The organism is Dictyobacter halimunensis (assembly GCF_036245075.1).
Genome location: NZ_BSRI01000002.1, coordinates 5050918 through 5066931, shown reverse-complemented (window position 1 = coordinate 5066931; position 16014 = coordinate 5050918). Strand labels below are relative to the sequence as shown.

At 59.0% G+C, this 16014-nt stretch carries 11 protein-coding genes; 4 read left to right on the top strand and 7 right to left on the bottom strand.

The features are described 5' to 3' along the window. Positions 1-10: 10 nt before the first annotated feature. Positions 11-1093 carry a PAS domain-containing sensor histidine kinase gene (locus AABA21_RS34925; RefSeq protein ID WP_338257367.1) on the bottom strand — a complete coding sequence of 361 codons (1083 nt, stop codon included), beginning with the start codon at positions 1091-1093 and terminating at the stop codon, positions 11-13. A 68-nt stretch (positions 1094-1161) separates the two neighbouring features. After that, positions 1162-1296, bottom strand: a complete 135-nt coding sequence (locus tag AABA21_RS34920; RefSeq protein WP_338257366.1) for a hypothetical protein — start codon at positions 1294-1296, stop codon at positions 1162-1164. A 412-nt stretch (positions 1297-1708) separates the two neighbouring features. On the opposite strand from AABA21_RS34920, the gene AABA21_RS34915 reads away from it, so the two are divergent. The 4 genes from AABA21_RS34915 (at position 1709) to AABA21_RS34900 (ending at position 8236) form a co-directional block, all read left to right on the top strand. Further along, a complete protein-coding gene (locus tag AABA21_RS34915; RefSeq protein WP_338257365.1) occupies positions 1709-2566 on the top strand; it encodes a DUF72 domain-containing protein in 858 nt (285 codons plus the stop codon). 172 nt (positions 2567-2738) lie between these two features. Continuing rightward, complete coding sequence (locus AABA21_RS34910) at positions 2739-4955, top strand: PAS domain-containing sensor histidine kinase (RefSeq protein WP_338257363.1); 2217 nt, start codon at positions 2739-2741, stop codon at positions 4953-4955. 271 nt (positions 4956-5226) lie between these two features. Further along, complete coding sequence (locus AABA21_RS34905) at positions 5227-5550, top strand: hypothetical protein (RefSeq protein ID WP_338257361.1); 324 nt, start codon at positions 5227-5229, stop codon at positions 5548-5550. 13 nt (positions 5551-5563) lie between these two features. Next, positions 5564-8236 carry a LuxR C-terminal-related transcriptional regulator gene (locus AABA21_RS34900; RefSeq protein ID WP_338257360.1) on the top strand — a complete coding sequence of 891 codons (2673 nt, stop codon included), beginning with the start codon at positions 5564-5566 and terminating at the stop codon, positions 8234-8236. A gap of 392 nt (positions 8237-8628) precedes the next feature. Here AABA21_RS34900 and AABA21_RS34895 read toward each other — a convergent pair whose 3' ends face one another. The 5 genes from AABA21_RS34895 to AABA21_RS34875 form a co-directional block, all read right to left on the bottom strand. Next, positions 8629-11874 carry a type 2 lanthipeptide synthetase LanM family protein gene (locus tag AABA21_RS34895; RefSeq protein ID WP_338257358.1) on the bottom strand — a complete coding sequence of 1082 codons (3246 nt, stop codon included), beginning with the start codon at positions 11872-11874 and terminating at the stop codon, positions 8629-8631. A gap of 139 nt (positions 11875-12013) precedes the next feature. Then, the gene (locus AABA21_RS34890) at positions 12014-12205 is read right to left on the bottom strand and encodes a mersacidin/lichenicidin family type 2 lantibiotic (RefSeq protein WP_338257357.1); all 192 of its coding nucleotides are present in this window, start codon (positions 12203-12205) and stop codon (positions 12014-12016) included. A gap of 24 nt (positions 12206-12229) precedes the next feature. Beyond that, positions 12230-12433 (bottom strand): mersacidin/lichenicidin family type 2 lantibiotic, encoded by a 204-nt coding sequence (locus AABA21_RS34885; protein ID WP_338257355.1) that lies wholly within the window; start codon positions 12431-12433, stop codon positions 12230-12232. A 76-nt stretch (positions 12434-12509) separates the two neighbouring features. After that, positions 12510-12695 carry a bacteriocin gene (locus AABA21_RS34880; RefSeq protein WP_338257354.1) on the bottom strand — a complete coding sequence of 62 codons (186 nt, stop codon included), beginning with the start codon at positions 12693-12695 and terminating at the stop codon, positions 12510-12512. Positions 12696-12907: 212 nt separating this feature from the next. Then, positions 12908-15985 (bottom strand): type 2 lanthipeptide synthetase LanM family protein, encoded by a 3078-nt coding sequence (locus tag AABA21_RS34875; protein WP_338257353.1) that lies wholly within the window; start codon positions 15983-15985, stop codon positions 12908-12910. Between the last annotated feature and the right edge of the window lie 29 nt (positions 15986-16014).

Genomic DNA, 16014 nt, shown 5'->3' with positions numbered 1-16014 from the left:
CCTGGAGACGTCAAGGATGATCAGATCTGGCGCGCTGGAGGGGCAGGCGAAAACAAAAGGTCGAGCCGGACCCTTTGTCGCTGGTCGCCCAGATGGTGCCGCATTGCTGCCGGATAAATTCGGCGGCAATGTAGAGTCCCAGGCCGAGTCCAGGGAAGGTCTCTTCCTGGGCCCCCGTTTCGCGGAAAAAGCGCTCAAAGACGTGTGGCAGCCTGTCTCTGGCGATGCCGATCCCAAAATCCTGCACGCAAAGCATTACCTCGTGCTGTGTGTGGGAAATGGTGACGATGACCTTGGTGGCGTCGGGCGAATATTTTACCGCGTTGGTGAGAAGATTGGTGAGCACCTGCCCGATGTGCTCCCTGTCGCCAAAGATCGTCGCGGACGTTTCTCCCTCCCCTTGAATGTGATGCGTCGTGGTGGTGCTCTGTACCTCTTCAATGATGTCGTCAACCAGGGCGTCGAAAGGAAAGGACTCTTCGTGAAATTGCAGCTTGCCAGCATCAAATCTTGACAGATCAAGCAAATCTCTGATAAGCAGCGTAAGCTTGTTCATCTGGACGCGGATCTTTCCCAGCAGGACGGCATTTTTTTCGTCACCCGCTCTGCGGAAGCGCTGCTCAAGCACTTCAGAGAAGGCCTGCGCCGAGGTGACGGGCGTTTTCAGTTCGTGGCTGACCACGCCAAGAAAGACATTTTTCTGCTGCTCCAGCTGTTCTAATTGCTCAATATCGGTTTTTGTGCGGTACTTTTCTTCCGATTCGCGCAAGATGGCTTCGGCCTGTCTTTGCCGGGCCTCAGACTGAACACGTTCTCTCGCTTCGTTGATGATACACAAAATACCCGCGATGGCCCCATCTTCGTCCCGCACAGGCGAATACGTCGTGTCGCAGGAAACGAATTCCGGGGAACCGGATCGCTCGGGAGAAAAAGGACACTCTCTGGTGGAAATCGTCTGGCCGCGCTCGTACACGCTGTCGAGCAACGGCCTTGCATCATCCCACAGCTCGCCCCAGTGTTCGCGCGCGGAACGCCCTAGCAGGTGTGGATGCTCGTTCCCAATCCCGCGCGCGTAGGAGTCATTATAGAGCACACTATACTCTTCACCCCAGAATAAGACGATCTGGACAGCGGTGGGCAGCATCAGGGCAACGGCGGACTTCAGGCAGGGCGACCACCCCCTGGCGGGCCAAGCGGCGAAGCGGACCAGTCATGGGCGCGCATCACCGCACCCATCTCACCACCATAGACAAGGAAATTCCACTCATGAGAGGGGAGGTTCTGTTTGTTGTGCATCTGCTCTGTTCCTCCTTCTACTGGAAGTTGCCATGTCCCGGCCACCGCGGGCCCGGCCTGGATGCGCTCAACTTCTGAGAAGGATCAATCCGCTCTTTCAAGCTACGTACCTCGATGTCCAAACTGCGAACTCGCTTACATTTCCAACCAATTCCCCTGATCAGGTAATCAGGCTGTGGCGTCTACTTAGTTACATTCTTTATACGTAACATTGCCTGATAGGGGGACATCAGTGCATTGCGATCGTTATATTATAATACTGCTGAGTTAAGGCCGATCCTCAACTTCTCTTGACTATGATGAATGGATAACTACGTGTTTCCATAATCCTGCTGCTTTTTGGTACAATAGAACGATCCACCTGGAACATCGCTCGCGCGGGATGATAGCGACAGAAGGAGCACAGTGCATTATGTTTTATATCGGTTGCCCGATGTGGGGATATAAGGAATGGCTGGGAAATTTCTTTCCCGCCAAAACGCCGGCCAACGATTTTCTGCGTCTCTACGCTCAAAGGCTCTCGACCGTTGAGGGAAACACGGTCTTCTATGCCCTACCCTCGGCCGAGACAGTGGCGCGCTGGGCGCAGGAGACTCCCGCGACGTTCCGCTTCTGTCCCAAGGTGCTGCGCAGCATCAGCCACGAGGGGCTGCTCTCGCAGCAGAAACGCGAGACGCTGGCCTTTGTGGAGCGCATGCGCGTCTTTGGGGAGCGGCTGGGACCCATCTTCCTGCAACTGCCGCCGCACTTTGGTCCCGCGCAGATCGAGCAGCTGCGGGCATGGCTGGACTTCTGGCCCACCGATCTGAAGCTAGCCGTCGAGGTGCGCCATCCCGACTTCTATGAGGAACCGCAGGCCAACGCGCTGGACGAGCTGCTGCGCTCCCACAACGCCGCCCGCGTCATCATGGATACGCGCCCCATCCGCACCGGCACACCAAAGGAGCAGAAGGAGCTGCAGGCCCGCGAACGCAAGCCCCACCTGCCCGTCCACATCACCACCACCAGCGACTTCGCCTTCGTGCGCTACATCGGCCATCCCAAGATGCAGGTCAACGCCCCTCTGCTCGACTACTGGGCCAAACAGCTCGCCGACTGGTATAAGCAGGGGCTGACCATTTACGCCTTTTGCCACTGCCCCTACGAGGTACACTCGCCCTCCATCGCCTTTGAGCTCTACCAGCGCGTGCGCACCCACATCTCACTCCCTCCCCTCAACTGGCAGCCCGACGAGCCAGACGCAGGACTAGAGCAGATGCGCCTCTTCTAGCTCTTCCCGCCATGGATAGGGCAAGTTCCAGAGGTCATTGCTTCCGGGAAGAGGATTCGCGCGCCCGGCCAGGTTGCTGTGTTTGATCTCCTTCGATCTGCATGATAGGATGACATGCATAGCACCTGCGAGAAGCCCGAAACCTATTCTTTACAACAGAGAAGAAAAACCTATGGATGCAAAGCTTCGCTATCCTCTTAAACAACAGGATTCGGCACGGTTGCGTGCGCTCATCCGGGAGATATTCGATGTCTTCGGGGTCCTGAGCACAGCGGGAGAGATGCAATCAACGATTTCTCGCTGGCCAACCGTTTCAGAACGACAATATTATCAAGACAGGGGATGGCTGGCAGCCATTCATCCGCTCGATCATCCTCTGGTGGATGAAGCATTTACGGAAAGTGTGGCGAACGGACAACCTCGTGAACTGACATGCCGCCTTCTTCAGGGCGCTCATGCCTATGCTCTGACGCGCCTGCACTTTATCCCGGTGCGCGATACCACTGGCGCGCTCGATGAGATCCTTGTCTGTGGTCAACAGGAAGCGGCGAGGGATATGGGCGAGGCAGAGGTGCAGCTGGCCCTCCAGGCCTCCGGCGTCGGCACCTGGAACTGGAATCTCCTCACCGGCGAACTGGTCTGGAACGACCAGAAACGAGCCCTCTTTGGCCTTGCGCCCGGCACCCCCGTTAGCTACGAGGTCTTTCTGAAATTGCTGCACCCCGATGATCGCGAGCTTACGCACCGCATCAATACGCAGGCACTCGCTGGAAAGCGAGAATATAAGAAAGACTATCGGGTCGTCTGGCCTGATGGTAGCGTCCACTGGCTGGCCGATCAAGCGCGCGTCAGCCGCAATGAGGCGGGGGAACCGATCCAGGTCATCGGCGCCACCGTCGACGTTACCGAACGCAAGCAGCGGGAAGCCCAGATTCAGCAAGCCAGCGACCAGGTGAACACCATCCTCGAGAGCATCACGGATGCTTTTCTCTCCCTCGATGCGCAGTGGCACTACCGCTATGTGAACCGACGCCTGGCAGCGCTGCATGGGAAGACGCAGGAAGAGTTACTGGGGAAATGCATGTGGGACGTCGTCCCTGCACTCCTTGGCACCCCTTTTGAAGACCATTGCCGCGCGGCGATGCAGAACAGACAGACAATGCATTTCGAGGGCTTCCATCCCGTGTTCAAGATCTGGGTCGAGGCTCATATCTACCCCCAACCAGAAGGGCTCGCCATCTATCTACACGACATCAGCGAGCGCAAGCAGGTGGAAGAAGCGCTGCGCGAGAGCGAGGCCCGCTTCCAGCGACTGCGTGAATCAAACATCATCGGCATGATCACCACCGATGAACAGGGGAACGTCCTTGACGCCAATGATGCCTTTCTCGCGCTCCTGGGCTATACGCGTGCTGAGCTCGAAACCGAGCAGATCACGTGGAGCGCCATCACCTCTGAGCAAACGCAACAAAGGGACAGCGAGGCCATCGAGGAAGCCCTGCAAACCGGGGCCGCGCGACCCTATGAGAAAGAATATCTGGGCAAAGATGGAAGGCGCATCCCGGTGCTCATCGGACGCGCGCTCTTCCGCCGGGAAGGGGCCGCGCCACAGTTTTTGTGCTTCGTGCTCGATCAAACCGCGCGCAAGGAGGCGGAACGGCAAAAAGATATTTTTCTAGGGATCACCGGGCATGAGCTCCGCACTCCACTGGCCGCCCTGAAGGGGACGCTTCAATTGATCAACCGGCGTCTCAAGCGGTTCATCAGGCGCACCGATCAGGTCACACCCGAGGTAGCCGCTTTGCTGGCAGACACCCACGAATCCCTGCTTGAAGGGGTGCGGCAGGTTGATATCCAGACCCGTTTGGTAAATGATCTGCTCGACATTTCCCGCATCACCACGGGCACCCTCACCCTGTCCTTGCGCCGCTGCAACCTGGTCCCCATCGTCCGTGAAGCCGTAGAGGATCTGCGCATCATCGCCCCCGATCGACAACTCCTGTTCGAAGTAGCAGAGGATAACCCGATTCCCGTCATGGTCGATCCTACCCGCATTCAACAGGTCACCACGAATTACCTGACCAATGCCCTGCGCTATTCGCGCGCGGAGCAGCCGGTTACCACAGGAATATACGTGCGGAACCACATGGCCCATGTCTGGGTACGAGATCAGGGGCCCGGCCTTTCGCCAGAGGCGCGAGAGAAGATCTGGCAATGCTTTCACCAGGTCAAGGAGGTTCCGGTCCAAAGCGGCACCGAGAAAGGATTGGGGCTGGGTCTCTATCTGTGCAAGATCCTGATTGAGCAGCACCACGGCACGGTAGATGTTGAGAGTACCCCCGGCAAAGGGTCCACCTTCTGGTTTCATCTCCCCCTGGACACAGAATAATGGAATTTCCCATTCTAGATTTTTGTGCACCCCAGGTGCTTACAAGTCAATTTGTATGTTGGTGCGGCAGGGGCGCGGCCGCGCCCCTGCCGCACCAACATACAAAACCAGTGCGGACGCGCGTGTGGAGGCATCCACGCGTCCCACAATGATGGGGTAAAACACATTCTAACGCATGGGCAAGAAATTAGCGTTTGACGCGTTTAAAGCTATATATAATAATTCGTCAATATTGAAGGATACTTCTATTTAAGAAAGAAAGGGAATTTCGATGTCAGAGTCGCAAGATTTCTCTCATTCACAGTCGCAGAAACAAACCTCTTCTCATAAGGTGGGAATCAAGGACGCGGTGTATACATGTCCGGTGTGCAACGAGCAGATCCTCGTCATCGACGGGGATACACTCAGCTATCGCAACTCCCATGTTTCCGCCACACAGGATAATAAAGGGATAACTACGCTCACGATGCAACATCCCCAATCCCATATCCAGAGCAAGTCCTACAATCCCGGAGAGATCATACGACCGAACCGGCCGCCATTTTTTGTCGTTGACTCCATGTCGATTGAGACGCTCGATTCTACCGATAATTAAGACAAGGGATACCATGACAGAAGATACTCCTTACCGGCAAGCCGTGGGCGCGGGTGTCACCCGCAATGTGGAATCCTCTGAGGCCGTCTGGAAGGTTCCAGCGTATCTGACTTCGCTGATCGGTCGTGAAAAAGAGGTCCATGATATTTGCGTACAGATGCAACAACACGATATACGACTCCTGACGCTGTTGGGATCGGGGGGTGTTGGGAAGACGCGCATAGCGTTGCAGGTGGCACATCAGCTCAAGGGTAGGTTTCTGCATGGCATCTACTTTCTCTCATTCTCTATGATTCAAGAACCGGGGGCAGTATTCTCGCATATCGCGCACGCGCTCGAAGTCAGGGGTCGGGACGAGTACTCCTTTTTTGACCAGGTGAGGACCTTTCTTGAGCAAAAAGAGTGCTTACTGATCCTGGATAACTTTGAGCATGTGGCGGCGGCGGCTCCAGAGCTTGAGCAGCTGCTCCTCGGCTGTCCCTCGCTGCGCCTGCTGGTGACCAGCCGCAGCGTCCTTCATCTGCTGGGCGAACATCAGTATCCCATTGCCCCGCTCCCTGTTCCAGAGCGGGGTGAGCAGATGAATACAGAAGAGATCGCTAGCTATCCCTCGGTACTGCTTTTTCTGCGCCAGGCGCAGGCGATCTTGCCTGGCTTCCAGATGACAGAGGAAAACGCACGGGCAATCGCGGACATCTGTATCCGCCTGGATGGTTTACCGCTGGCAATCGAGCTGGCCGCGGCACGCATCAAGCTCATTCCACTGCACACGATGCTCAAAGAGCTGCCACAACGCCTGGATTTCTTAAGCAGCAGGGTCTCCTCGTACCCTGTACGGCAACAGACGCTGCTGAATACCCTCAATTGGAGCTATGACCTGCTCAAGGAACGGGAGCAATATCTGTTTCGGCTCCTCTCAGTCTTCACTGATGGTTGCACCATCGATGCGGTCGAGAGCGTGATGCAGAGCACGTCGTCCGGCGCGGGCTCCACGCTAGATATACTGGATATGCTGGCGGCACTGATGGACAACTGCCTGCTCTACCAGGTGGTGGATCAGGATGGGTATCCCCGCTTCTATATGCTGGAAACCATGCACGTGTTTGGCCGCTCGTGCCTGGAGAAGCAAGGGGAGACCGAGCAGGCCCAGCAGGCGCACGCGGAGTATTACCTGGCACTGGCGAAAGAGGGCGAGGGCCAACTCAAAGGACCACAGCAGATCCCCTGGCTGAGGAAGCTAGAGCAGGAGCATGAAAACTTCAGGGGCGCGCTGCAGTGGCTGCTCGCACACAACGAGGGCGAGACACTGCTGCAGTGCTGCCGGGCCCTCTCGCGCTTCTGGTTCCTGCGCGGCTACTGGAAAGAGAGCCGGGCATGGATGCAGTCCGCGCTCGATCTCTCCGCTGGTCAGGCAGAAACGGCGCTACGCATGCAGGTCAGACAGCGGCTGGACGAATTGATTTTTTACCAGAATAACATCGACATCGCCCGCCGCTCGGTGGATGAATGGCTGGCGCTTCCCAGCTCGCATACGCTGGTGGCGGAACGCATCCAGGCACTATGCTGTCTGTGTCTGCTGATGCAGAAACAAAATGAGGGTGAGAAGACCTTTCAGATCCTGGACGAGGCGGAGAAACTGTGTCGTGCCGCCTCCATGCAGTGGGAGCTGGCACATGTCCTGCGCACGCGCGGGTATATCGCCTGGGCGCGCGGCGATGTGCCGCAGGCGGAGACCTGCGCGCAAGAAAGCCTGCCCATTGCGCGCCGCGTCGGCGACCAGGCATTGATCGCCAAGGTTCTTTCCTTGCTGGCGGCCGTGGCCATGCAGCAGAATGCTGCCAAGCAGGCGATCACGTTCAACCAGGAGATTCTGCGCATCGCCCGGCTGCTTGAAGACAAATACCTGCTGGCGACAACGCTGCAGAACCTCGGCTACCTGCTGGCATATGAAGAGGAGTTCGCCGAAGCCCTGACGCTGACACAGCAAGGGCTCAAATCCTTCCGCGAACTGGGGTACACCCTGCTCACCTGTACCGCCCTACACACCCTCGGCTATATCGCCTTTCAGCAAGGGAACTACGTCCTGGCCTTTGACTCTTTTCACGAAGGATTGGCGCTGGCACACGAGATAAATAACAATCCCATGATCGGCTGGCATCTGATCGGCCTGGCCAACCTGGCCTGCGTGCAGTCACAATATGCACGCTCGGCGCAGCTGCTGGGAGCGGCCTCCCTGCGCTTAGACGCGGATAAGCACATGAATGATGCCGAGCGCCTCGAATACGATAACCTGCTGGAGCGCGTACGCCAGCACAGCGGGAAAGAACAGTTCCAGCTGATGTGGCAAAAGGGCCAGAAAGTAGCAATCGAGCGCTTTTTGTCTCCCTGGGACGACGAGGCCCCCGCGCCTCCCGCCAGCGAAGACGTACCGCCGCTTCCACTACCGGAAAGACACACGGACGAGCTGCCATATCAATTGACGAAGCGCGAACTGGAGGTATTGCAGCTGGTCGCCCAGGGCTTAACAAACATCCAGATCGCGGAAAAGCTGGTGATCAGTGCACGCACGGTGAACTGGTACCTGACCAATATCTACAGCAAATTACAGGTCTCATCCAGGAGCGCCGCGACCCGCTTCGCCTTTGAACACCATTTGCTCCCGACGCAAGGTGAAGCATCGCCGTAGGTGCCGGGCTCGCCCCGGCTTTGTCGCGAAGCGACCTCCGTGCCCGGGACGAGCCGCCAATACGTCCAATTTAAGATCGTGCAAAACGAGAAAAGATCACAGTACGTGCGGGACTTGCCCCCGCTTGCTTGCTTCCTCCAAAAAAAGCTCCTTCAAAGCGACCAGAGACGGTTGCATGCGATGCATCGCATCCTGTTTGTTGCATTTTCGAGCGGCGAGGAAGGAAAGCGGGGGCAAGCCCCGCACGTACTCTGGTCTCTTTTATTGTTGCCTGTTCTAAAGTTGAAGGTATTAGGGCTTGCCCCCGCTTTGTCGCGAAGCGACCCCCATGCCCGGGCGGTTCGGCTCCTCGTCGATGACATCAACCCCAAGAGAAGCCGAACCTTGTTTCGTTAAAGGCCATCAGGGGGCGGGGCCAGGGTGAGCACAGAGGGGATATGCTCTGGCTCGGCGAGGCGCAGGAGCTGGTAGCCGATGCCGGATAGCCCCATCATCAAGCCGGGGGTCTCGACGTTGAGGGGGACGCCCATGCGCCATCCATGCGTATCGATGCTGTCCAGGAGCTGCGCGGTGAGACGCTCCAGGTGTTCACGGTACGGTTCGGGATCGAGCTGGCGCGTCGCCAGCAATATTGTCTCCAGGTTGCCGCAATCGCCGTGGTAGAGTGAGTGATTGGGACCGATATGGTCGTGGTGGTACGCGAAGCCTGCGTCGATGGTTGTCTGTAGGTCCGCCGCGATCTCCTCGCGGATCGTGTTGTCATCGATATGTGGCAGGGACGCGATCCTACTGAGGGCGCTACCCGGCGCACCATAGCTCCACGACATAGCGCGCAGGCCCGCCGCGCCCGGCTTCGCGGACCGTTCATACGCCAGCGCCGCGAGCGCCGCCTCGTGAAAGCGTTTCTCACCACTCACAGCGGCCAGGCGCAGCAGGCTCCAGGCGATGCCGGTGGTCCCACGTCCAAATCCAGGGTGGCGCGACGTTCCCCAGGTTATCCCCTGTTCCATAGCCTGGGCGCTGGCGAGCAGGTGATCGCCACAGCTGATCGCGGCGGCGAGCGTGCGGAAGGAAGGGGCAACGGCGTAGAGGCTGAGCAGGCTGGCGATACAACCGGCGGCTCCCTCCGCGATGTCGAACATATCATCCTTCTCGATATGCTCAGAGAGCAGATCGACCAGCGCCTCGGCCTCGTCCAGCCAGGCTGGCTCGTGCCAGAGCACCGCCAGGTGTGAGAAGAGATAGATGCACGATCCCAGCATATTGCTGATGCCCATGCCGCCGATACTGGCCAGGTCAAGATGCGCCTTGAGCTGCTCCAGCTCCCCGCGCAGGGTCTGAGCGGCCGACTTCGCCAGCGCGATGTAGCGCAGATCTCTGGTGAACGTGCCCAGGTAGCTCAGGAACAGGATGATGCCAGGAAGGCCGCTCTGCAGATCCAGGCCGGTGGGTGCGACCCTCCACTCGCGCTCCTTCACCCACGTCAACCCATACCAGTCCGCCGCATTCTCGTGCCACAACGCGCTCTTACACAGCTGATCACCGATCGCCTGCGCGGCCGAGACCAGGCGTGTATGCTCCACGCTGGCGTCCACGGATTGTGGGAGAGCCGTCTCTGCCGGCGCGTCGCTGGCGGGTAGTGCCACGCTCGCGAAGGCGGCCTGTATCATCCAGATCTGCCGCCGCAGGTCCGGCTCGTCCAGGCTCTGGATGCGCTCACGGGCCATGCGCAGGCTGGGCTGATCGAAAAAGTTGGGGATGCGCTGGCCCTGGCTGGTAAACAGATCACAGCTACCAGGAGAGGTTGTGAACAGGGGAATATCGCCCTGCAGGAGATCTTCGCGCTCCGCTGGAATGAGCCGCGTGAGATAGGGTTGCTGCTTGACCGCCATCCAGAGCCGGTCAAAGAGGCGCTCACGCTTCAGGGCGTCGCGCAGCATATTGGGATGGAAGCTTTCCACCGACAAAGCGCCGTAGGTCCTGGTCGCGCGGGCGATGAAGCGGATCTCATCGTGGGCGAAGCGCGTCAGGATGTCGTTCAGGACCTCCTCGCGCATCTCGCACAGCAGGTGGTAGAGCGAGGTGAAGCCAGTCACGATGCTGCCGATGTAGTTGGCGGCCTGGACATACTGACCATGGAGCTTGGGGCAGTTCATGTGGCCCGACAGCGTAACGCGCTCACGGATAATCTTCATCTCATCGGTGCCAACGCCCTGCCAGATAGGAACGGCGTGCGGACTGAGCTGTCCCTGAGCGTTGCCCAGGCCGCTCATATCGACCCCTTCATGCTGATCATTGGACCAGAAACGCTGCGGGAGCAGAGCGATAGACATCACAGAGCTGGCAACCGCTCGGGTAGCGGGGCGCTCAGCCATGGACAGCTTTACCCTGACATCGGGATGGAAGAGAGCTTCCAGGTCAACCAGCATGGGATCTTCGCCGGCCGCGATGATGTTTTCGGCGTGAAAATCAACGGCCTTGAGGGCATAGAGCAGCGCCAGGTAGGCGCCCTGCCGCTCATAGAAGCGTACCACCTCTTCCTCTGAGGTACATTCGGAGGCGACCACAAACTCCGTCCACCCATATGTTTCTCTATCGATCAGCCGCAGGGTACGGAAGGCGGGGCGCTGTCCATGCTCATTGAGCCAGCTCAGCAGATCTTGAAAATGGCGATCAACGGCCAGCGATCGCGGCTTATAGACCAGTTGCAGGCCCGCCTGAAACTTCAGCAGCATCACGCTGCGTCCCTGGCGATGGGTATCGCCGGCGCCGGCGCTCGCTTTGACGAGCAGGCCGGGATGCTGGTCGGGCGAGAACAGGTCCTGGATGCTCTCCCAGTCCGCGCAGAGGTGGCGCAAGAATTCCAGGCTAAACGCTACCCAGAGATCGACGGCCTGCAGGATATGGCGGGCCAGGATACAATACTCCTCCAGGAAAGACACCAGGTTTTCACGCTGACGCAGGAAGAGCAGGTATCCCTGAAAACGCTCCTGGGGCGTCTCTCCCGGCAGGCGTCCCCGCAGCCGCGCCACGTTCAACTCAAGCACCAGCGCCCTCTTCACCTCAGGCAGGATCTGCTGCGCGAGATTGGGGAAGAGCAACGCAAAGGCCGCCTGCGGATCGAATGGCAACGCGTGATGCGCCTGGACAAGCTCTGCAATCCCCGCCTGGAGGCGCTCCCTTCCGTCCTGAAGCAGGGGGGAAAACGGCTGCAACAGACTATAGGCTTCCTGGTTCTCGCCCGCGTCCTGAAGGGAAAAGGGAATGTCTGCGGCGGCGGTGTCTCCGGAGAAAATCTGTGTGAGACGCGCCAGCCAGTCAGGTGGCTCCAGTGACAGTGAGCGCGCCTGCAGCGCCTCGATGGGTTCGGCGAGCAATGCCAGCAATTCCTGCTCACCAAGCGCATCCTGCGCCAGGCGATCCGCGAAGTAAGACTCCTTGTCGAAAGGATACTGCTCCTTCCACTGGCGCATCTTTTTCTCCGCCCGTTCCCTGCGCCCACCATCTTCAAGGGAGCTGATCACGTTCTCGGGCCGCAAGGTCGCGATACGTTCGCTGAGGGTAAGGGCGTAATACCAACGCGGCGTCTGCCATAACGCGGGTGTAGGCTGTAGAGTTTCTGTCAGTTGCTGTTCCATTTTTATCCTCCCGGTCCAGGGTTGTCTGTCGCGGATAACCGACCACCCGGCGAGCCAGATCTTATCGCTAGAGATAAGGGCTGGCTCCACGCAGATGGCATTAGAAAGGGCGCTCGCCCTCACCATTGATCAGTGTAGATTAGACGAGTACGGACACGTCACACGAGGTGTTGCCGTGGCAGCCAAAGTAGCAGGTATAACCACAGAGCATTCCTCCGGTGATCTCGCTGAGCTCCTCGTCGGAGAGCTCTGTGCCGGCCGGGTTCACCGGCGCGCCATCCTCAAGCGTCTCGCCGGACTTCCACGCCTTCACAATCTCTTCGATGCTCATGTCGGGTATTCCTCCCTTCTTTGCTTAGATCACACCAGTCTGACGTACGAAAAAGCAGAGGACCGAGCACGTCCAGTCGTCGTCGCACGTAATCGCGCAGACCATTCCTCCCGTGACCTCTTGCAGCTGCTGCTCAGACAGCTCCCGGCCGACAGGATTTTCGGGAATGGCGTCATCGAGGGTCTGCTCTTCAGATTTCCAGGCTTTGATAATCTCTTCAATATTCATGATTGTTCAATCTCCTCTTTCGCTCTCGTATGTTCCGGGCTTGCCCCAGCTTTGGGGCTTGTCCCGGCCTGGCTCGCTATTTCGTGAAAAGACATGTGGTGTGGCATGACCACTCCTGGTAACAGGTGATCAGGCAGGGGAAGCCGCCGCTGACCTCTTGCAGCTCCTCTTCGGAGAGCTCTTCCCCGACCGGGTTGATTGGCGAGTTAGCCTCAAGCTTCTCCTCGGACTTCCAGGATTTGATAATCTCTTCAATGCTCATGTGGGTGATCCTTTCCCTCTGTTGATTGATTGTGTTTCAACTTGCTGCAGGACGCACTACAATAACAACAGTCGATCTATGGCCACGGCCGGACGGCGATCTGTACCCTTGTATCCCTGTCCGTATGGCGGGCGAGAGCCGCATACGCGACATGTTTTCCACTCAAGAAATGGGTACCTCCCGTTCGGACCGAAACGCCCGATGTCAGGCCTTTACTTCCAGAGCAGGGCAGAAGGAAAGGCTTGTGGGTCGGCCAGGCGTAGGAACTGGTAGCCGATGCCTGACACGCCATGAAAGAAATTGGGAATGGTGATGCCAGGGAAGGCTATATGGAGGTTAAACCGGCCCTGTGACCTGGCACGGGCGATCAATTGCCGGGTCTGGTGTAGCGCCGCGTGCGTGAGCTCGGGCCGCTCTAGCTGCCGGGAGGCGGTGAACAGGAGATCCACGCGCCCCAGATTGCCACAGCACAGGAAATCGAGATGTTCCAGGCGGATACGCTGTGTGGTGCGCAGGGCGGCCTCGATGTCGGCACGAATATGGGCGGAATCCAACTCAGGCAGGCCGCCGAGGCGGGCCAGGCCGATGCCGGGCGCGCCATGGCACCAGGTAGACATGATGCCTGACTTGCCGCCTCCGATGACATCCGGCCAGTTGCCCTTTTCACTGACAAACGCGCGATCTTCATACAGCAGCGCCTCGCGTGAGGCGGCCAGTAGCTCGCTATCACCTGTGACGGCGTACAGACGGGTCAGGGCATAGACGATCCCGGCGATCCCGTGGGCGAAGCCGGTGTTATGTTCGCCTCTCAGTGTCGGCCACGCCAGGCAATCCGCTTGCCCCCTGGTCCGCGCTTGCAGCAGGTGCCGCGCGCACAGCATAGCCGTGTCCAGAATCCGCTGCTCGCGCGAGACCTCGTACAGCGTGAGCAATCCCAGCAGCGCGCCCGAGGAGCCCGCGATAATATCCAACGCATGCTCGTCGTGGATGCTTTCCGGCGTGATCAGGCTGGCAAACAGGCTAGCGTCAGCAAGCAGTTGCGGCTCATCCAGAAACTGGCCAGCCTTCGTCAGCGCGTAGACGACCGAACCCAGGCCGATGCCGCCCCCGATCCCCATCTCCCTCATCAGCAGGTCCGCGTCGTCGCGGGCGCGCTGGCGCAGGGGACGCACAGCCGCCAGCGCCAGCTCACGATAACGATCTTCCCCGAAGGCGCGGGCCGCCGCGGCCAGGAACAGGGCGACACCTGAGACACCATCGAAGAGGCTAAAGCCCATTGGCTGCAGGTGATAGTGTTGAGAGCGCAGCAAAAAATTCGTCGTCAACCACGTAGCGGATCGATCCGGCAAGCGGATCGCCTGCTGGACAAGCTGCTCGGCTATGCCCCGAGCCTCTTCCTTCAGCAGAGAGACCATGGCTTCATCTGAAAGGGATGCTGGCTCTGCCTCCTGCTGAGAGTTTCGCGGCTCCCTCGCCAGGGATCGCGAAATTGCCAGCGTATTGAGCGTCTGCTGAATGTAGCCGGACTGCCCGGTCATGTCGGCCTGGCTCATGGCGCGCAGGCGTGCCAGCATCAAATCAAACGCCGGCTGGTGGAAGCAATACTCGATCTCCTGGTCGTCACAGGTGAGGGTGGTCGCATCCGTATAGGCCGTGAAGAAGGGGATGTCCCCCCGCAAGAGGGCCTGCTGCTCATGGCCGCATGCCTGGTCCCACGCGGGAGAGGTGCTCTTCTCCCATATGTGATACTCGGTGGGGACAGCATCGCGTCGCAGCGGCTCCAGGAGCACGGTGCGATCACCCTCGTCGCGCAGGTTCTCGGGGGCGATAAGGCGTGGGAGCACGGAACTATACTCCCATCCCGGCCGATAGATAAAGCGCGCCGGCTGGTGCTTGAATTGCAGCAGGGGTCCATCCGGCCTGAGCATGGCCTCCTGCTGCGCCAGCAAGAACAGGTAGCAGTGCTGGAAGCCCGCCACAATATCTGCTTGATATACTTCTGGCTCCGGCAGCGCATCCCCGGACGCGGGAACGTTGAGGTGCTCGCGCGAGCGGAGGGAGCCATACTTCAAAGCGATCGAGCTGCTATATAAGCTCTTTTGTGCGCCATCGGAGCTCTTTGCTTTATACGCATACAGGATGCCGGACATGCTGACGTCAGTGGCACGTGGGGAGTTCAGCAGCGAGAGCCAGTTGGCCAGAAAACCGGTGTGCGAGACAGAATACGCCTGCGCTTCCCAGTCGGAGCAGCGCTCGCGCCTCTCCTGGTTCAGGTGATCGGGACAGGGATAGGCATGCAGGAGCATACCGGCATCGACCAGCATGGGATGTTCACCATGCGCGATGACGTGTTCATGCGTGCCATTGAAGCCGCCGAGCATGTAGGTCAGGCACAGGAGCATACCAGCCCGATGATAGTAGCGATGAACGGCCTGCTGATCCTGGCACGGCTCATAGGCCACAAACTCCATCCAGCCATAGCGCACCCGATTGACAACCGTCAGCACTTTGAAAGGGGTCGCCAGTCCCCGCGCGTTGCACCATGAGAGAAGATAGTAGAAGCTCTCCTCCATGCCGACATTTCTGGGCTTATAGACCAGCTTATAGCCGGAGGCAAAGGTGAGCGCCATCACCATGCGGCGTCCATTGTGCGGATCAGAGAGCGCGGGCGCCAGCGTCGTCACCGGTCCCGTGATCTGATCGGTGCCAAAGGTCTGCTGCAGCAAGGGCCAATCGGCGTCCAGGCGCGCCAGAAATTCGCAGCTGGCCTCCAGCCAGTGATTGCTCGTGGTAGCCAGCAGCTCGGCGAGCACCGGATAGCGTTCCAGCACAGCGGCCAGCCCTCCCCGGTACATCTGCCCGATGAAGAGCGTGTAGAAGCCGCGCTCGTCCAGCTGCTGGCCGGCCGGGAGGGAGCGAATCTCGGCATACGCCCTGGCGAACTCGGCATGCAGGGTGGGCACGGATAGCGAGGTCAGCACCTGCAGCAGATGGCGCTGCAGGGCCAGGTGGGCCTGCGCGGCCAGCCGCGCGTACGCATGACCCGCGCGCTCCTGATAGCGCTGCTGCGCGATAGCGACGAAGGGAGCGAGCAGCTCTTCAAAAGGATAAGGAACAGCGGCATCAATAAACGCCCACTGCGTCTTGTCAGGATCGCCAGTTTCATGCGTCAGTCGCGCCAGAGAGGCCAGAACCTCTGCATTCTCAATGGGTAGCGCGCTTGCCTGGCGGCTGGTGGTAGCGCCCGTTGCTGGCCGGGCATCGTAAAGGTCGCTCTGGAAGTACGGCATGGAACACGATCCTTTCCTGTGACAGTGAC